The sequence below is a fragment of the Nocardia sp. BMG111209 genome (assembly GCF_000381925.1).
Lineage (GTDB): Bacteria > Actinomycetota > Actinomycetes > Mycobacteriales > Mycobacteriaceae > Nocardia.
Genome location: NZ_KB907308.1, coordinates 1,068,381 through 1,086,639 on the forward strand (window position 1 = coordinate 1,068,381; position 18,259 = coordinate 1,086,639).

Annotated in this window: 18 protein-coding genes, 1 other RNA gene and 1 pseudogene; 13 read left to right on the forward strand and 7 right to left on the reverse strand. The window is 61.3% G+C overall.

What is annotated here, in order from left to right; all coding sequences use genetic code 11:
• Positions 1-70: 70 nt before the first annotated feature.
• Both G361_RS0128595 and G361_RS48630 read right to left on the reverse strand, forming a co-directional pair.
• Positions 71-532 (reverse strand): NUDIX domain-containing protein, encoded by a 462-nt coding sequence (locus G361_RS0128595; protein ID WP_019930559.1) that lies wholly within the window; start codon positions 530-532, stop codon positions 71-73.
• 348 nt (positions 533-880) lie between these two features.
• Entirely contained in the window at positions 881-3,508 is a 2,628-nt protein-coding gene (locus G361_RS48630) for an NACHT domain-containing protein (RefSeq protein ID WP_155981820.1), read from the reverse strand.
• Between the two features lie 108 nt (positions 3,509-3,616).
• On the opposite strand from G361_RS48630, the gene G361_RS49765 reads away from it, so the two are divergent.
• The 11 genes and pseudogenes from G361_RS49765 to G361_RS51920 form a co-directional block, all read left to right on the forward strand.
• Positions 3,617-4,096: a hypothetical protein gene (locus tag G361_RS49765; protein WP_155981821.1), complete on the forward strand. Its 480-nt coding sequence runs from the start codon at positions 3,617-3,619 to the stop codon at positions 4,094-4,096.
• Positions 4,097-4,431: 335 nt separating this feature from the next.
• The gene (locus G361_RS0128605; RefSeq protein ID WP_155981822.1) at positions 4,432-5,226 is read left to right on the forward strand and encodes a hypothetical protein; all 795 of its coding nucleotides are present in this window, start codon (positions 4,432-4,434) and stop codon (positions 5,224-5,226) included.
• A complete protein-coding gene (locus G361_RS0128610; protein ID WP_019930562.1) occupies positions 5,223-6,338 on the forward strand; it encodes a hypothetical protein in 1,116 nt (371 codons plus the stop codon). Before G361_RS0128605 ends, G361_RS0128610 begins: the two co-directional genes overlap by 4 nt.
• 2 nt (positions 6,339-6,340) lie before the next feature.
• Positions 6,341-6,622 (forward strand): hypothetical protein, encoded by a 282-nt coding sequence (locus G361_RS0128615; RefSeq protein ID WP_036495571.1) that lies wholly within the window; start codon positions 6,341-6,343, stop codon positions 6,620-6,622.
• Positions 6,622-6,828, forward strand: a complete 207-nt coding sequence (locus tag G361_RS0128620) for a hypothetical protein (RefSeq protein ID WP_036495572.1) — start codon at positions 6,622-6,624, stop codon at positions 6,826-6,828. The genes G361_RS0128615 and G361_RS0128620 overlap by 1 nt, the downstream gene beginning before the upstream one ends.
• A 765-nt stretch (positions 6,829-7,593) precedes the next feature.
• Positions 7,594-7,764 carry a hypothetical protein gene (locus G361_RS48640; RefSeq protein WP_231387156.1) on the forward strand — a complete coding sequence of 57 codons (171 nt, stop codon included), beginning with the start codon at positions 7,594-7,596 and terminating at the stop codon, positions 7,762-7,764.
• A gap of 84 nt (positions 7,765-7,848) precedes the next feature.
• On the forward strand, positions 7,849-8,220 hold the full coding sequence (locus G361_RS45240; protein WP_019930565.1) for a hypothetical protein: 372 nt from the start codon (positions 7,849-7,851) through the stop codon (positions 8,218-8,220).
• 120 nt (positions 8,221-8,340) lie between these two features.
• Entirely contained in the window at positions 8,341-8,880 is a 540-nt protein-coding gene (locus G361_RS48645; protein ID WP_155981823.1) for a helix-turn-helix transcriptional regulator, read from the forward strand.
• Positions 8,877-9,203, forward strand: coding sequence for a helix-turn-helix domain-containing protein (locus G361_RS48650; protein WP_196814652.1), 327 nt, complete (start codon positions 8,877-8,879; stop codon positions 9,201-9,203). The genes G361_RS48645 and G361_RS48650 overlap by 4 nt, the downstream gene beginning before the upstream one ends.
• 107 nt (positions 9,204-9,310) lie before the next feature.
• Positions 9,311-10,696, forward strand: a complete 1,386-nt coding sequence (locus G361_RS48655) for a site-specific integrase (protein WP_196814653.1) — start codon at positions 9,311-9,313, stop codon at positions 10,694-10,696.
• Positions 10,686-11,495, forward strand: a pseudogene (locus G361_RS51920) (recombinase family protein); the annotation flags it as partial. The gene G361_RS48655 and the pseudogene G361_RS51920, both read left to right, overlap by 11 nt.
• A 111-nt stretch (positions 11,496-11,606) precedes the next feature.
• Here the strand turns inward: G361_RS51920 and G361_RS51215 are convergent.
• From G361_RS51215 to smpB, 3 genes are all read right to left on the reverse strand, one after another.
• Complete coding sequence (locus G361_RS51215; protein ID WP_063711890.1) at positions 11,607-12,257, reverse strand: hypothetical protein; 651 nt, start codon at positions 12,255-12,257, stop codon at positions 11,607-11,609.
• Between the two features lie 103 nt (positions 12,258-12,360).
• Positions 12,361-12,732, reverse strand: a transfer-messenger RNA (tmRNA) gene (ssrA, locus tag G361_RS47840).
• A gap of 121 nt (positions 12,733-12,853) precedes the next feature.
• On the reverse strand, positions 12,854-13,327 hold the full coding sequence (gene smpB, locus G361_RS0128640) for an SsrA-binding protein SmpB (RefSeq protein ID WP_019930567.1): 474 nt from the start codon (positions 13,325-13,327) through the stop codon (positions 12,854-12,856).
• 369 nt (positions 13,328-13,696) lie between these two features.
• On the opposite strand from smpB, the gene G361_RS0128645 reads away from it, so the two are divergent.
• Together G361_RS0128645 and G361_RS0128650 are read left to right on the forward strand one after the other, a co-directional pair.
• Positions 13,697-14,710, forward strand: a complete 1,014-nt coding sequence (locus G361_RS0128645; protein ID WP_369797950.1) for an alpha/beta hydrolase — start codon at positions 13,697-13,699, stop codon at positions 14,708-14,710.
• The gene (locus G361_RS0128650; RefSeq protein WP_019930569.1) at positions 14,707-15,630 is read left to right on the forward strand and encodes a triacylglycerol lipase; all 924 of its coding nucleotides are present in this window, start codon (positions 14,707-14,709) and stop codon (positions 15,628-15,630) included. Before G361_RS0128645 ends, G361_RS0128650 begins: the two co-directional genes overlap by 4 nt.
• Positions 15,631-15,638: 8 nt before the next feature.
• On the opposite strand, the gene G361_RS0128655 is transcribed toward G361_RS0128650, so the two are convergent.
• A complete protein-coding gene (locus G361_RS0128655) occupies positions 15,639-15,878 on the reverse strand; it encodes a hypothetical protein (RefSeq protein ID WP_019930570.1) in 240 nt (79 codons plus the stop codon).
• Between the two features lie 160 nt (positions 15,879-16,038).
• Positions 16,039-18,159, reverse strand: coding sequence for a DNA helicase RecQ (gene recQ, locus G361_RS0128660; protein WP_019930571.1), 2,121 nt, complete (start codon positions 18,157-18,159; stop codon positions 16,039-16,041).
• Positions 18,160-18,259: the final 100 nt, after the last annotated feature.

Sequence of the window (18,259 nt, forward strand, 5' to 3'; positions counted from 1 at the left end):
GCACTGTCCACAGTTCCGCCAGCGCCAAGTAGCTGACGCACACCACCGGGCCGGACGGACTGTTCATCATCTACCAGCCGAAGGTCGAGAACGTGCGCTGGTCTGCAATGTGCTGCATGGCCTCGCGACAGTAGGCGATCATGTGGTCGGGCAACGCCGCCACTGCGAACCAGTCCAGGGCACTACACTTTTCGGGCTCACGGTTGGTCGGCTCGCCCTGCCAGTTCGTGACGGTGAAGAAGAAGGCCATCCGCCCGCCCGACGAGGAGTTGTGCATGATGTGGCTGAAGTGCACATCTTCCGGGTTGATCGTCACCCCGATCTCTTCGTCGGCTTCGCGGATCAGGGCGGCGATGACAGATTCGCCGGCCTCCAGGTGGCCCGAGGGCAGATGCCATGCACCATCTTCGAAACCGGTGTTCTGGCGCTGACCGTAGAGCACCTGGTCACCGCGGCGAAGCACGAGATGTACATCCCCGGTCACCTTGTGCCGCTGCGGCTTTGCCTGCTGATCGAGTGCGGTGGTCGTCATGCTGAAACAGAGATCCTTCCATTCGATTGTCCCCGCTGAACTGGCTATTTCTGGTCCTCCCCATAAAGCGACCCGAGCCTAGTCCCCGGGCAGCGGCGGGGCTATACGCCGGACGCATAGTGGTCGGCGGGCGGTTTGGTGTAGGCCGCGCGAAAGCCAGGGTGGGACTTGGGCACAGTCCTAATAGTTGCCCGACAGTAGAGGGTCCGTCCATGTATCAGGCTGTCGCGCTGTGTGATCCGAAGGCGCACCACGTACCGATCGTGCCGTTCACTGTTGCCCAAGCGAATGGAATTATGCAGATTCATGTAGCCTGCCGGGCGAAGCACTGCCCGAGAAGGGCTACTTCTACGACTCCAGGGCGATGGAGGGAGATTCGATCGACGAGCCTAGCTCTTCGATCAGAGTGCGCAGTTTCGCTTTGCCTCTTCTATTCAAGAAACCACGACTCGACGCAAGCACATCGAGTTCTTCCAAGGCTAATTCGTATTCGCCCCATCGAAACCGATCGACCGCTAAGTCTATGCGCGCTTGGAGGTCGATATATCGCCCTGGTGGCAAGATTCTCGCCCGACCTTGACCGGAAACAGCGAGAAACTGGCACAGCAGCACATGTCTAAATTCATAAACGCTACCCGTTTGGCGCAGTATCCCACGGCGGTGGGCATCGTCCAAGAAGCGCATGAAGCGCCAGGGAGCCGATCCCGTTAACGCCCAAAGCATCCGTCGATAGATCCAGCGGCCCCAGTGAGAGCTAATGACATAGCCGACTCCCCACCCCGCTGCGAACAAACCACAGGCTTCATACCACACTATGAAGCTCGGCGCTCTTCCATCTATGAAGCTCAGAAGTACTCCGTACGCTGCCGCCGCGGCAATCAGTCCCGTTAGAGCCGCATCAATGACAGCCTTCCTTCGTGCGGCCACCAATATTGCTGACGGACTTATCGCTCTCACGGTATCGACTCGGCCACTTACCAACTCTTCGACAATCTGCATGGCAAAGAACGCCACGAATACGGTTGGGATCGTGAACCACACATACCATGGTGTATGCAAGTTGATTATCACGCTCACCAAGACGAGAGACATCCCGAGCAGAGGAATAAAGTTTGCAACTATATTAGGCCAAGAAGCATTCAATTCCGTTCGCCATGCACCGACGACGCGAGCTATATGACGCCCTCCACGGCTCTTGCTATACGAGCTGGGCTCACCTTCATCACGAAAGGAACGCCAAGGGTTTATCATAAGAAGCCCCGAACCAGCCCCCACGATCAAGGCCGCATACCATGGGTGCATACCATGCCTGGCATGATCTAGAGTAATCAACAGGGAAATAAAACCGATTATGAATGGTACAGCGGAGAGAGCTGCATGCTGCCACCATGCAAACAGCGGCCCTTCCTGATACATATACATTCTAAATGCCAAGGATTCCAGCCAACTACGCGCCCGGTTTGCGTCCCATTTGGTCGACCGATATCGGGAATGATCCAACTGCTCGACCGGCAGATCATCATAAGCCACATCAACAAACCGGCTAAGCAGATGCCGCTCCAAGGTGGCCTGAGTGCTATACATATTAGAGTCCATCAGCTCAATTGGATCAGCTGACGTATCGCTGTAGATTCTGCGTGCTAGCGACACCATAAGCGGTGTTGAAAGCACAGCTAAAAGGCGCGTGGCTTGATCGCTATCCGAATCATTTTTGAGCTGACGTAAGACCGAACTCCACTTTGTCCCGGAATCTTCGCGCCGATAATCCGGGCGCGCGGTCAGTGGCAGGTAAGCCGCTAAATCATCCAGCTCTAGATGGCTGAGGAAAATTGTCGCAGCACCAGTAATGACGTCACTCTGCTCAACCGCACCTCCGTACTCGTACGGCCGACTCGTCAGTATAAGTGGGTCACCAGGACTCAATGAGGAATTCAAGGCTCGAATTGCATCAGGACGCAGAGCCGGTGTCATCTCATCGAACCCATCAAGTACGGGGATCAGGAGTCGGTGACGTAGTAACTGTGCGGCTAGTGATTGACCATCGCGATTCATTTTCCGAAGCGCTGGGTAGTCGAATTCGAGCCGAGACCGCAGCCAATCCCGCAGTGAATTTTGCGTCGGATTCCAAGAGGCAATCGAGAAAATAACCGGGACAGCGTTCAAAGGATCGTGGTGCGCGATAAAGTCAATGACAAGCCGCAGCAAAAGACTCGTCTTGCCCATCCCTCCGCTTCCTAAGATGACGAGCCGCCCTGAGGGGATCGACTCAAACATCGCCCTGACGTTAGGGAGGCTGTTTGTGAGGTCGATTGCGTCGTCACGATTAAGGTCACCGCGAATAATTTGCCAATGGTCCGTTAAAACCGATGGGCCGTTTGTCCATCTGATTGGTATCGGAAACGGATCGCTAATCTGCCGAATACGCTCTTCCTTCGACCATTGGTCGCTGACTTGTGCGGCGAGGTCGGAAACGGCGCGCATAAGTTCGGGATCATTGATTGTCGGCGCGCACCAAGCGGTTGCCAATGTCGCTGGAATTTCGGCTGCTGGTTGTTCCTCATGTACTGATTCGGGAGACGAGAAACAGTCAGCCAGGATCACAGCGGCGAGCGATAGAAGCGCTTTATCTTCCGGGCCACCGGGACGTTTGAATGCGTCAGGTTCGTAGCCCGCAGTTCTTGCCGCGACAATCCGAAGCTGCTTAGTGGGCAAATCGGCCACGTCGTCCCGGAGTCCAAACAAAATCAAAAGCCATTTGCCATGACCCGGAACCCTTATTCGAGGAATTTCGTACTCAAGCAGGTGCGTTACTGCGCTGGCTCTGGTCATCGTCGGCTCATAGCCGGGGACAGTTGCGGCAGCCTGCTCTAGCAGCGTCGTGTCAAGATCTTTGCGAGTGGGGTCATCAAGCGCAGCCAATCCATTATTGCGCACATTATTGAGCTGCTTAGATAGTGCGACCTGAAGCTCTTCCACGGCTGCACATGTTACCAGGCAAAGCCTCCTGGCGTCGCTGATTAGAACCTTATCGGCACGCGACGCTATTGACGGAATGGCGTGAGCGTGTAAATATGAAGACAAAACATGAGTGAACAATTCCCTGCAAATCCATCAGAGTATGAGCCGGAGCCATTTCCGGATACTAATCGTATCCCGAGGTATAAGCCCGAGAAAGATATTCGAGAATTCACCTTAGGTGATTTTGCGCTCAATCTTCATCGCCAGATCAAGCGCACTGCGGCGGCCGATTCGCTCGCTGCTGCACATCTTGAACTCAAACATGTGGGTAACGGCCTGGACTATCTCTTAACCCACCTGGCAGAACGTTACCCAGAAATCGAAACAGAGATATTCGAGGCCATGAAAACCGAACCGGAACCCCGTGACATCGGCGGCGGTTTCGATTACACCGATGTTGACTATCTCGCCGGTATGAAAGAGGAAAAACTCATTCCCTACCTAGTCGAGCTTGAAGGCGACCAAGACGACGATGAGCGGCAATCGCCGCCGTCATCACAACCGCCCGTCAATCCGCCGCTCGGCCCCGACGGAAACCCTACGTAGGCCCTCCCGAACCCCTACAAAACTCCTGCACAACCCATACAAAACCGTCATCGGCCCTGGTCGATGGCGGTTTTCTTGTTCACGCTGTTCGTGTGAGTTCAAGCCTTGCTCACCGCAGAGAACACCAATTACGGAAACTGAGGAACCCCAAAGTGGAACCATTCACCACAGCCTGGGCACTGCCATCTCCCGGGTAAACCAGCGGCCACGGTAGTAGGCAACCTCCCGAAACCGCGCCTCCTCCACCCGATTCAACATCGGATTCCCAAGATTCACATTCAGACAGGAGCATTCCAGTGATATCTACAACCCACTTCCTGCCAGCCTGGCCCAGGTTGTCGTCCACCGCTCGCGGCATTCTGCTCAGTCTGGCGACCGTCGTGCTCGTCAGCGCAGCGGTCAGCTGCTCGTCCGGCAATGCGCCCCATGACCTTTCGGAGTCCAAGCAGATCGCCGCGTCCTGCCCAGCCGGCCGCCAGATTGCCGCCCGAGCTGCCATCGATGTCAGCGGCAGTCGGCGGGCGGTAGCGGGCGAGGTAGGCCGCCTCGACCCTGTTCGCCAGCTGGTGCGCTATGCCCTGATCTGCGGCGGTCGTGCACGGATCGACGCCTTCTCAGGAAGTTCGGCCGCGACCGCGGCGGTCTACGACGGCGACATGCACTTGCCGGGCGCGACACAGAACGCCCGGCTGCGGCGCGAGCCGGCTATGACGGACTCAGTGATGGCCGAGGTCAACAAGAACTTGCCGATCGCGAGCGCCAAATTGCCCGCGGATAGCACAGATATCAGCGCGCAGCTCGGTCTGAGCGGCGAATACAAGCGGCAGCTCGATCCGGACGCGTCGCGCTACGACCTGCACGTCGTCATCACGACGGACGGCATTCAGGCGACAAGCCAGATCTCGTTGGCCGATCCTGCCTTGACTCCCGCCCGTGCCGAACGATTGGCCGAACAGGTTGCCGTGCCGAATCTGACAGGTGCTGATGTCCGGGTGACGGATATCGGCAAGACGATTGGGCAAGCTCCGTCGACGGTCTATGTCGACGCGCTGAAAGCGTTCTACAGCAAGCTCTGCACCGCGACCGGTGCGGCCCGCTGCACTGTGGTCACGGACGGGGCGGGGCGATGACGATGCAGCGCATTTCGTTGGGCGAACGTCTGAAGCGGTTTGCCGGATTGGACAGTTGGGCCTTGCTGGAGGCGAGGGCCAAACAGGCTCAGATGCTTCCGGTCAGTGAGGCGGCGGCAGTTTCGCGGCCACCCGACGTGTCGGAGTTCTATGTCGAAAAGGAGTTTGACGAACTCGGGATCGAGCAGCTCCGCGCTCACACGGCCATCGGCGAACAGGCAGTCACCAAGCCCGCGTCCACCGCGGCGGGACTGGAGCTTGCCCGGCAGTCGAGCTACGAAGTGATCGACGCGAACTGGCCGCTCGTCACGACCGCGCGGGATCGCTATATCCAGTTGGCGGCAGCACTGGGACCATTCGCGAAGCGCAAGAGCGGATCTCGCTGGGGGTACTTCGTCGGTCTCGTACTGCTCCTCCTCGGAGATATCGCCGGGCTGGGCGGCGCGGGCATCGCGTACGGCGAGGTCCCGGCCCTGGCCGTGATGCAAGCAACGTCGGCCAGCATGGCGACGGTCCTAGCAGGGATGGTCGGCAGCGAGTTCAAGTACCTCAAGCAGGCCCACGAACGGCGCAAGGACGACGACGCGCTGTCAGATGAGCTTGAGCCATATCGGGCACTACTGCTCGGGCCGCTGGCGGGACGAAAGTACGTGCTGGTGACGTCGGCCATCGCTGCCCTGATCGCCCTGTTCGTGGCGGTGGGCATCTTCGCTCTGCGAGCGACCATCGAGGGGCAGACGTCGGGATTCGTCTTCGGCGCCCTGGCTGCTGGTATCGCGTTGGGCAGTTGGATCAACAGCTTCCGTTACGCCGATGCCGTCGCGGACAAAATTGACGTTGCCCGGCAGGACTATCGGCGGGAAGTACGCGCCCATACCAAACTGGCCCGCTCATGGCCGTTCGTGATGGCCGAGCGTGCCCTCGAAAAGGCTCGCCTCGTGCGGCAACATCACGCCCTCCAGGGTGAAGCTGCCTACGCCCAGGTGATGGCCGCGAAATATCTGGCGCTGCAACAGAGTCCGGCGGTCGTCGGGCATGGCCTGGCAGCGGGCGAGATCGCCCGGAAGCCCCGAGTTGCTCGTCCGAAATCCCTGCACGGTGAAAGGAAATGACTATGAACAACCCGCATAACCAACACGACCCCATCAGCGAGCCGAGCGACTTCATTGTCGGCGTTCCCCGAGGAGACCACCCGATCACTGCCGAACATTTGGCGAATAAGGCCATTGCGTTGATCTCTGGCGCACTGTCCGAAATCGTGGATGTCGTTGGCGTTCATCAAGATATGGCCCCGCGTTCGGCATGTCTCGTGTTGGAACTGACGGGCATGCTGGCTGACGAGACGATCAAGTGGATGCATCAATGGCCCAGTGTCAACGCGGCGGAGGAGCAGTGATGAGCGGCAGCGAGCCCCAAAAGTGGAGCGACAAGATCGTCAGCGTCGGGATCAGCATCTTCGTTGCCGCACTGGCCATCTACTGCGCGGTGTCCCTGATCCAAGCGATCTTGCCCACGCTGCTGATGATCCTCGGCATCGCCGCCCTCATCGGCTTGACGGTAGGCGTGATCGTTGTGATTCGTACATTGAAAGAGCGCTGGTAAAACGCTGCAAGTTTATCGCAAGATTTCCTGTTCGTTTCGGTGTTGTGGAATCAGCGAACATCATTGTCGAACAAATTCAAGCATCACATAGTGAATACAGGCATTGCATCAATGCAATCGCCGATCAGACCACCTATCGGGTGAATCTCTGAAATAGAAACCGTAAGAAATTCGTGGAGGGCTAGAGCTATGTCAAAAACAGGACGAGTAAACCACCGCCGTGGCAGTCGCGGCACATCGAAGGAGGAGCGGCGCATCACTGTCAGCAGCGTTCGCCGCGATCCGCCAGATCTTCGAAAGTTGAGCCGTGCGGTCATTGCGATCGCGATGCAGGACAGCAGTCGGGTGACGGACAAAGACAACGCCGGTGCGAGTGCAACTCCGCGCTCCAGCAAGGAGGAGGCGCACCATGACAAGTGAGCAACTTCCTCTTCCTCTCACGCCAGGCACTCTCGTGTGGCAGCTGCTGTTCTGGCCTCATCCCTTCCGCGAACAATCCGCGATCGGGCTGCTACGACATTGGGCAGCCCAGCGGCACGCACCGCCACTCATCCTGGAGGCACGCGCCGACGTCACCGGCGTGGAGTACCTGATCGGCTCGCCTGCTCGACATGCCGCAGCCGTTCGTCGTACCGTCGAGCAACTGGTCGGTGGATCGGTGGTGACGGGATTCGATGCCCATGATCGGCAGCAGATCAGCACTGCTCGTCGCCTAAGACTGACGACGACGAGCACAGCCACAAGCCTGAAGAGCAGTTTGCAATTATCGAAAGACTCTGCGACGGCCCATACCTCGAACTCTTCGCCCGCCGGCGCCAACCAGGATGGGATGCCTGGGGTAACGAGATCGACTCGCAGATAAGCATCCCTGGCTATCCAGTGCCATCCGATAGACGATCTGGCAGCACCCCGCCACCCCTCGAACTAGTCGTCTGAACCTCCCAGTGAACTCGTCGGTGTCCTGCGGCCGTCCCCGTAAACGCATCAGCGCTTACCGGCCGCTCGCACCGAGGAGGAGCGATGTCCACACCCGAAGGATCGAGCAGCAGCCGGGAAATCACCCTGGCCATCAAACTCGACCCTGCTCGCCACGCTCAGCTCACCTGGATCGCCGAACTGCGCGGCACAAGCCTCAAGGCCGAATCGTTCAAAGCGGTCGACGCCTACATTGAGGCCGCCAAACGAGATCCTGAGCTGATCGCCAAGGCCACCGCCGCGAGGGAAGAGATCGAACGGCAGGCCAGGGAGCGGCAGGAGGCTATCGCCAACCTGTTCACCGCTCCCACTCCGCCACCGCCCGTCCAAGAGGACGAGCCGGAATCCAGCGAGGGTGAAGCGGCGAAGGGCACGCGGCGTCCGAGCGGACGGCGCGGCCCACAGGCCAGCGAGTAGCACCACCAGTCGGACAGCGCTCAAGCTCCCGGCGACACAGCCGATCGGATCAGCGAATCGAGGATTCATCCTCTTCACGGTCCGATCGGCCACTACTCAAACGAACCAAAGGAGGTGATAGTGAATACAAAACCCAGCAGCGCAATATTCACCAAAGCAATTAAACATTTATTAAATTCACGTTGTGAAATTGTCGAAATTCGTTGTTTCGCAATTGTTCCGGGCGTATTATTTGAAGCACAAACGGAGGCAACCGAAATGACGCCAAATCAGATCGAGCAGCTCGCGAGACTGCTACGGGAAAGACGTGAGGCGCTGGAGCTTTCAGCTCCCCAGGTCGCTCGCCGAGCACGCATTGACCCGTCCACATACTGGCGTATTGAGAGCGGTCAGATCGCCAATCCGAAGATCGACAACTTGAAAGCTATCGCTGACGTCCTCGAGATATCTCCGGCCAACGTATTCTTTGCCATCGTCGGACCGACATCTGGCGATGCGTTGCCTACCCTCCGAACCTATCTTTGCGCGAAATATGATGTGCCGCCGAATGTTCTGGAAAAGATCGAGGTATTCTTTGCTGCGCTCAGTGAGGAGCATGGAATCTGCTTTGATGCTAGAGATTCTGGCGCGAATCACCGACATGGGGGGCGAGCACAATGACAGCGCTCGACCTCGATAGCCGCCGCATGCTGCGAACACTCGGTAGTGCCGCACTCCGTATTGCCGATGGGCATATGATTGAACGGGATTGGCTCATTGAACAATTTACCTCCGGCACTCAACCGAACGAGCAGAACATAGGCGGTCGCTTATTGACGATCACCGAAGCCTGTGCACGCCTGCGGATCAGCAAATGGAGTCTCTACCGGTTGATCCACCAGCAACAACTCGCGACGGTGACGATCGGCCGACGACGCTTCGTGCCAGTGGCGGAAGCTGATCGGTTTGTGAAACAGCTGGTCAAGGTCGGAGGCCGACCATGAGCGGCCGACGACACAGTGGCGAAGGATCCGTATATCGACGTAAGGACGGACGGTGGGAGGGGGCGATCTACCTCGGTACGATCGCTGGGACGAGGCGTCGTCTCCGCGTGTATGGCAAAACCCGACAGGAAGTCCAGATCAAGCTGGTCGTGCACTCAGCCGACGCCGCGCGCGGCATTCTGATCCCGGATCGTTCATGGACCCTAAGCGCATATATCGACTACTGGATGAGTGAGATCGCCCCAACGAGACTCCGATCGTCAAGTCTGCTCCTCTACGCCGAAATCATTCGGGTTCACATCAAGCCGATGATCGGCTCCCAACTGCTTACGACGCTGTCAGTGGCACGACTACAGCACATGATGAATCGACAGTTGACCTTGGGGAAGTCGATCTCGACCATCTGGCATATCCGTGTGGTGCTCAGCGCTGTTCTCACCCGAGCAATGCGGGAGGAACTGGTAATGCGAAATGTCGCCCGTTTAGTCGAGCTACCGAGCGTTACTGCCAGAGTCATCACTCCATGGTCACTAGAGGAAGCTGCGCGATTTCTCACCGCCAGTCAAACACACAAATACTCTATTGTATACGTCCTCTTGCTCGTATACGGCATGCGTCGAGGCGAAGTATTGGGACTTAGATGGAGCGACATAGATTGGGAGCGCAATCAGATCCACGTGCGGCAGCAATTGATAGAAGTAAAAACACAGCTGATGACCGGACCAGTGAAAACCAAGGCAGGCAACCGGACGCTGCCATTGCTGCCAGCAATACGGGACCTTCTATCGCGCCATCAAGCTGCAACCGAGTTTATCGCGCCAAAGCACTCCTTGGGCGACCTGATATTCCTCACCTCCGGAGGACTACCCATTCGACCCGGCACTCTCACGGTAAATTTCAATCGCCTGTGCGACCGGGCTGGATTGCGGCGCATCAGACTTCACGATCTCCGGCATACAGCGGCTACCTTCCTGAAAAATGCCGGAGTTCCCGCACGAGATACCCAATTGATTTTGGGACACGCCAGCGTCCTCACAACACAGGAGATTTATCAACACGGTGACAGCGAAGCCCAATACCAGGCACTTGACCGCGTCGGTCGGCAGCTCTTGTATGTAGGGGACAGTTCACGTAGCCGTCTCAGCGACCCGTCGGACGACGATTTCAGCGACCCCAATATGCCGTCGGCCTCGGGAGACAGTGGAAATATAAGCGATGATCACCGAAAATTCGTAAAGCTTGTAACACTCTCCGGCGATTCGGATCTGACCCCTGTATTCTTACAACTACGACGAAGAACAAGCTTGTACATGTGTGGTGCTGTAGCCGTCAAATTCACCGTCAAAATGGCCCAACAAACGCACGACACAATCGTACTCCAACAATGGATTCCACTGCGAGAAGCCCTACTGCCCCATCGACGTCTGATTCCAGATTTTACTCAAATTCCAGCTACCGCTCATCTACAGACAGAGGAATCCCGTGGCACGTAAGACAACCTCTCGAAACTCCCAACTCAAGAAAGCCGTTCTGCTGCTCCGAGTCTCGACCAAACGGCAGCTTGACACAGCTATTGACATCGACCCCGATGGCCTGTCGATCTTTACCCAGCGTGAACTCGGCAACGCCAAAGCCGATAGCCTCAAGGCTGAGGTCATCAAGGAATTCGTCGAGCCCGGCTACTCGGCCAAGACCATCGACAAGCGCCCTGTCATCCGCGAGTTGCTGGAGTACCTGACCAAGCATCCGGAAGTTGGGTACGTGATCGTCTACATGCGCTCCCGCGCCTTCCGCAATCGCTTCGACGCCGCCATCATCGAAACCCAGCTAAACAAGATGGGCGTCCGCCTCATCAGCGCCAAAGAGGACTTCGGCGAGGGTCCGCATGCCGTTGCGATGGAGGGCATGCTCGACGTGATGAACCACCTGATGAACACGCTGCAAGGCTTGGACATTCAGGAGAAGATGCGCACGAAGGCCATCAACGGCGGCACACTCGGCGTCGCCCGTATCGGCTATCTCAACGTGCGTGTTGAATACGAAGGAAAGCTGATCAACACCGTTGCGCAGGACGAACACCGAGCGCCTCTGGTGCGCAAAGCGTTTGAGCTGTATGCAACAGGTGACTACGGACTCGAACTGCTCGAAGCCACGATGACAGACCTCGGCCTTACGGCCCGCGCCAGCGGCAAGTTTCCCGAACGGCCGGTGACTTTCAAGCGACTACACCAGATGCTGCAAGACCCCTACTATGCTGGCTGGATCGACTATGACGGCGAACTTTATCCTGGCCGACACGAACCGATCGTCACCCAAGAGCTGTTCGATCGCGTGCAAGACGCGCTGGACCTGCGTAGTCGTCCCGGCCAACGCGACAGAGTTCTCCAGCACTACCTGAAGGGTTCACTCTTCTGCCAGCGCTGTCATCGCGCGGACCGGACTGCCCGTCTGATCTACACCGAGGCGAAGAATCGGACCGGCAACCTCTACGGATACTTCTTGTGCCGCGGACGTCAGGAGGGTCTTTGCGATCTCCCCTACCTCCCGGTGGAACAGGTCGAGCAGGCCATCATCGACCACTACACCACCATACAACTGCCTGCCCAGTTCACGGCAGACGTTCGGACGCTGCTGGAGGGAGCGCTGGCAGATGAACAGACCGGTATCCGTGCGATGCACGCCAGTATGGAGAGACGGCTGAAAGAGCTGGACGCCAAGGAGGAGCGACTGCTCGACATCGCCGTTGAGGGCGAGCTTCCCCAGGACAAAATCAAAGCCCGACTGCGTCACATACGGAACGATCGCGCGACCGTCGAAGCCAACTTGGCGGCGACCGGGGCGGAACTGGCGGTCGGCGTCGAGGTGCTGATGAGCGCCTTGGATCTGACTGCCGACCCTCAACGACTGTACGAACAAGGTAGCGACGCTATCCGGCGGCTCCTCAACCAGACGTTTTATGAGCGGTTCTACCTCGATGTCGAGGGTATCAGATCGGATCAGCTGAACCAGCCCTTCGCCGACCTGCATGATGCAGCTGGAAGCCGCAGATTCCATAAGGCCACGCAACGGCCGACACGGCCAGGTGGCGGGGCTAGAAACGAAGAAAGTGGCCTTACCCTCCCCGAGGTCAAAGACCCCGGTTCGAGTAAGACCACCCTTGTGGAGCTGCCGGGAATCGAACCCGGGTCCTCCGCCGCTTCTCCAGGGCTTCTCCGTGTGCAGTTCGCTGGGCCTCTGCTCGGATCTCCCGGTCTCGCGAACAAGCCGGGATGACGATCCCAGTCGCTGTTTGTTGTCCCGTCCGAACCCGCGACCGGCCCGGACGGTGAGCCCTCTAGCTGATGCCAGTGACCGGGCCGAGGGCGGGCCCGGGCTGACAGAGACGTCCTACTGCTTAGGCAGCGAGGGCGTACTCGCGCTGATGAGAATCGGCGCTTATAGGGTTACAGCGACGCTTATACGGTGGTCTCCTGCCTGCACCGACACGCTTCCCCTGAATCGACGTACGCAGTCGAAACCGTTCAGCCCCGTCTGTTGTTGCGATTCAGTTGCCACCCCGGAGGGTGACCCACCCGGCGGTGAGGCCGGGCTGCCAATAATAACATCTTTGTACGCAGGATCATTCCAGGGGTGCCGACCTGGGGGAATGCTCAGCGCATGCCCTTGATGCGGCGGCCCAGTTCGCGGGTCACCTCACGTTCGGCGGTGCGTTTGGCCAGGTCCTGGCGCTTGTCGTAGTCCTGCTTACCCTTGGCGAGGGCCAGCTCCACCTTGACCTTGCCGTCGGCGAAGTACATGGACAGCGGGACCAGGGTCTGGCTGCTCTCCTTGATCTTGCCGGTCAGCTTGTCGATCTCGCGGCGGTGCAGCAGGAGTTTGCGGGTGCGACGCGGGGAGTGGTTGGTCCAGGTGCCGTGGCCGTACTCCGGGATGTGCAGGCCGCGCAGCCACACCTCACCGTCGTCGATGGTCGCGTAGGCGTCGACCAGCGACGCCTTGCCCTCCCGCAGGCTCTTCACCTCGGTACCGACCAGCGCCACCCCGGCCTCGAACGTCTCCAGCACCGCGTAGTTGTGCCGCGCCTTGCGGTTGGTGGCGATGACCTTGCGGCCTTTCTCCTTCATGTACACCCTTCTAGCATGTCCGCCCTGGTGAGCGGCAAATTGTTTTCCGATCGCACCTACACCTCGGCACACTGTCCGACCAGCTTACGGACCGGTGTCGTGGTGACCGATCTGTCAACGACTCCGCCGCGGGAAATCATCCGGGCCGGTCAGCATCGGGGCGCCGGCAGGCGCCGTGCACGGACCCGGCCGGCGCCGAAATCCGGCCTTGTTCCGAAACCGGACATCGTAATCCGGCCCGTGGTGTTACGCCCCGAAAAGTCCTGTCCAAGCAATTCTCGTCGTGAAATACGTTGCGCCCGTTCATAACCTGAGTCGGCGGGCGCGACCGGCGCCCATTCGGTGTTCGGGACGCTCGTGGAGAAAATGATGACGGACAAGACTCGGGGCGGGCGTCGGCGATTGTGTGCCGCATTGACAGGGATCACCATCGCGGCCGGTGGGGCCGCCGCCGCGCAGGCCGGACCGGCGGATTCGGCCATCGTCGGGATCGAGACCGTCGACGCACGGCACGAGACGGTGACGGTGCATTCGGCGGCGATGGACGCCGACATCCCGGTGCAGATCCAGCGGGCCGCGGACGAGAGTGTGCCGCGGCCGGTGCTGTACCTGCTGCTCGGCTCCGCCGGCGGGATCGACGGGTCCACCTGGGCGACGAAAACGGATGCGCTGCAATACCTCTCCGGCAAGAACGTCGAGGTGGCGACGCCGATCGGCGGGATGTTCAGCTACTACACCGATTGGGAACGCGACGATCCACGGCTCGGCCGCAACAAGTGGCGCACCTTCCTCACCGAGGAGCTGCCGCCGCTGCTCAACGCGCATCTGAATGCCAACGGCCGCAACGGGATCGCCGGATACTCCATGTCCGGCACGAGCACGCTGGCGCTGGCGGCCACCACGCCGGATCTGTATCAGGCGGTCGCGGCCTACAGCGGCTGCGCGCAGACCAGCGATCCGGTCGGGCGCGAATTCGTCCGGCTGACCGTGGAGGAATGGGGGCTGTCGGATGTGGCGAACATGTGGGGCCCGCCGGACGACCCGAACTGGGTGCGCAACGACCCGTATGTGCAGGCGGAGGGGTTGCGCGGCAAGGCGATCTACATTTCCAACGGCAGCGGGATCCCGGGGAAATACGATGTGTACGGCGGTAAATATTCGCTGTCGGGTCCGTGGTTGTTCGCCAATCAGATCGTGCTGGGCGGCATCATCGAGGCCGCGACGGACTACTGCTCGCACAATATGCAGACCCGGCTGAACAGCCTGAGCATTCCCGCCACCTACGATTTCCATCCCACCGGAACCCATTCGTGGGGTTATTGGCAGGACGATTTCGAGAATTCCTGGCCGGTGCTGGCGGCGGGTCTGGGAGTGCAGCCGTGATCGGCCGGGCCGCCGGGCCGTTGGCGGCGCTGCTGTGCGCGGCGGCGACCGCGCTCGTCGCGACGGCCCCGGCGAGCGCCGCGGAACCGCTGCCGCCCGGCGTCAACGATTTCTCCTGCCGTCCGGCGTCGGCCCATCCGGATCCCGTCGTGCTGGTGCACGGCTCGGGAACCGATGCGCAGCGCAGTTTCTCGGTGCTGGCGCCGGCGCTGCGGGAGGACGGCTATTGCGTGTTCACCGCGAATCTGGGCCGGGCGCAGATGCCGGGCGCCGCCGTCAGCGGTTCGGATGCCGTCAAGGGCTGGCCGGGGCTCGGGCCGATCGGGGCGGCGCTGGCGGGGCGGACGGTGTACGGGGTCGCCGACATCACCGGCACCGCCGCCGAACTCGCCGCCCTCGTCGATTCCGTACGATCCGGGACCGGCGCGGAACATGTTGCGCTGGTGGGCCATTCGACAGGCGGGACGGTGATCCGGCAATATCTGTCGACCCATCCCGGCGCGGCCCGCACGGTGGTCACGCTCGGCACCCCGTATCGGGGATCCACCTATGCCGGGCTGCCCGGCCGGTATCCCGATCTGGCGCAACTCGGTATGGACGGCCCGCATATCGCCGCGCAGGTGTTCGGCACCGCGGGTGTGCAGCAGACGGCCGGATCACCGATGCTGGCCCGGCTCAACGCGGGTGGTGAATCGAGCCCGGGGGTCCGGGTCACGGCCATCGCCAGCCGGACCGACGAGGTCATCACGCCGCCGGAGACGGCCCTGCTCGCCATGCCGACCCCGGGCGATCGCGACATCTGGCTGCAGGACGGCTGCCCGTTCCGTCCGGTCGACCACAACGGCCTCCTGGCCGACCCGCGCGCGGTGGCCTTGGTGGCGGCGGCGCTGGCGGGAGATCCGGCGGATCCACCCTGTTGACAGCCGGCTCAGCCCGGATGGACCCACAGGTAGAGCACGAACAACCCGATCCAGACGAGAGTCAGGGTGACGGTGGACACCCGCGGGCGACCGAGCGCCCGCCGCCGCGGCCGCAGCAACGCGGCATCCACCACGTTGCTGAGCCGGACGCTCCTGCCCGATCCACGCAGCTCCGGCCCGTCCGGACCACCGGCATCGGTGGAGATGCTGGGACTGTTGTCAGCCTGATGCTGGTGGTGATCCGTCATAGCCGCACGCTATCCCATCACGTCCGGTTCGTGGGATGAGTTACCCGGTCGACCCGAATCCCGCTCGCTGCCGGACTTTTACGGGCACCGTCTTCCGATGCCGACCGCCCTGGTGCGATACAGGATACCGCCGCAACGGAATCCGGGTGGCGGGCAGCGGTCAGTAGCTGTCCTCGGGCGGCGGCTCGAAATCCCAGTCCGGCGGGGGTTCGTGGTCGAGGTTCGGGGCCGACGGCTCGGCCGGCCGGGTACCGCCCGGGGCGCGACCGCGCGCCGGGGCCGGTTCGGCCGCACGGGAGTTGCGCCCGGCGGCCGATCCCGACGCCCGGGAACCACGGCCGGAAGAAACCGGTTCGGCGGCCGGTGCCGCCGAACCGCCCTCTCCCCCCACCACTTCCAGCACACCGTCGCCGTATTTGGCGCGCTTGTTCTCGCCGATACCGCTGATCGCGCCGAGCTCGGACATGGTCGCGGGCTTGCGGGCGGCGATCTCGCGCAGCGTGGCATCGTGGAAGACGACGTACGCGGGCACGCCCTGTTCCTTGGCGACGCCGGCGCGCCAGGCGCGCAACCGCTCGAACAGGTCCGCGTCGCCGGGCGCCAGATCGGCGGCGGCGAGCCGGGAGGTCTTGGCGCGCGGCGCCTTCGCGGCCTTGGCGCGCTCCGGTTCCCGGCGCAGCATCACCTTGCGGCCGGAGAACAGCACCTCGTCGCTGGCCTCGGTGAGAACCAGCACCCCGTACTCGCCGTGCACCGCCAGCAGGCGCTGCGCCAGCAGCTGGCGAATCGCGCCGCGCCACTCCACATCCCGCAGGTCGGCGCCGACGCCGAACACCTTCAGCTCGTTGTGGTTGTGCTGCACGACCTTCGGATTGGACTTGCCGAGCAGGATGTCGACGATGTGCCCCGCGCCGAAGCTCTGGCTGCGCTCGCGCTTGAGCCGCAGCACCGTCGACAGCACCTTCTGCGCGGCGACCGTGCCGTCCCAGGACTCCGGCGGGTTCAGGCAGGTGTCGCAGTTGCCGCACGGCTCGCCGCGCTGCCCGAAATAGGCCAGCAGCTGGGTGCGGCGGCACTCCACCGTCTCGCACAGCGCGAGCATCGCGTCGAGATGCTGTTGCAGCTGCCGCCGGTGCGCGGCGTCGCCCTCGGAGGAGTCGATGAGTTTGCGCTGCTGCACGACGTCGGCGAGACCGTAGACCATCCACGCGGTGGACGGCAGGCCGTCGCGGCCCGCACGGCCGGTCTCCTGGTAGTAGCCCTCCACCGATTTGGGCAGGTCGAGGTGGGCGACGAAGCGCACGTCGGGCTTGTCGATACCCATCCCGAACGCGATGGTGGCGACGACGACCAGGCCGTCCTCGCGCAGGAACCGGGACTGGTTGGCCGCGCGCACCCGCGCGTCGAGCCCCGCGTGGTACGGCACCGCCTCCACACCGTTGCGGGTGAGGAATTCGGCCGTCTTCTCCACCGAATTGCGCGACAGGCAGTACACGATGCCCGCCTCGCCGGCGTACTCGCCGGTGATGAAGGCGAGCAGCTGCTGGTCGGGGCGGTTCTTCGGCTCGATGCGGTACTGGATGTTGGGCCGGTCGAAGCCGGCGACGAAATGCCGGGCCCGGGTCAGATCGAGCCGCTCGGCGATCTCCGCGGCCGTCTTCTGGGTGGCGGTCGCGGTCAGCGCGATGCGCGGCACGTCCGGCCAGCGCTCGTGCAGCACCGACAACGCGAGGTAGTGCGGCCGGAAATCGTGACCCCACTGCGAGACGCAGTGCGCCTCGTCGATGGCGAACACCGATACCTTGCCGCGGTCTAGCAGGGTGAGCGTGGACTCGACGCCCAGCCGCTCCGGGGCCAGATACAGCAGATCGAGCTCGCCGGCGAGGAACTGCGCCTCGACCGTCCGCCGCTCGTCGGGGAACTGGGTGGAGTTGAGGAAGCCCGCCCGCACCCCCAGCGCGGTCAGCGCGTCGACCTGATCCTGCATGAGCGCGATGAGCGGGGAGATCACCACGCCGACGCCGGGACGCACCAGCGCCGGGATCTGGTAGCACAGCGATTTACCGCCGCCGGTGGGCATCAGTACCAGCGCGTCGCCGCCGGAGATGACCTGTTCGACGATCTCGCGCTGTAATCCCCGGAAGCTGTCGTATCCGAACACCCGGCGCAGAATCTCGTGTGCGGCATCGGAATTCGCGGTCGAACCCGGCAGGTCGGAGCTCGTGGTCGACAGTGAATCGGATGTGGTGTCGGAAGTTTCCGCGAAATTCACTCCGCCCATCCTACGGACCGCGGCGCGACACGCCAGCCCGCCCGCGACGGGTTCGCACAGCCGCACACGTTTCCGGCGCCCGGTTCCGAACGGACCGGGCGCCGGAACG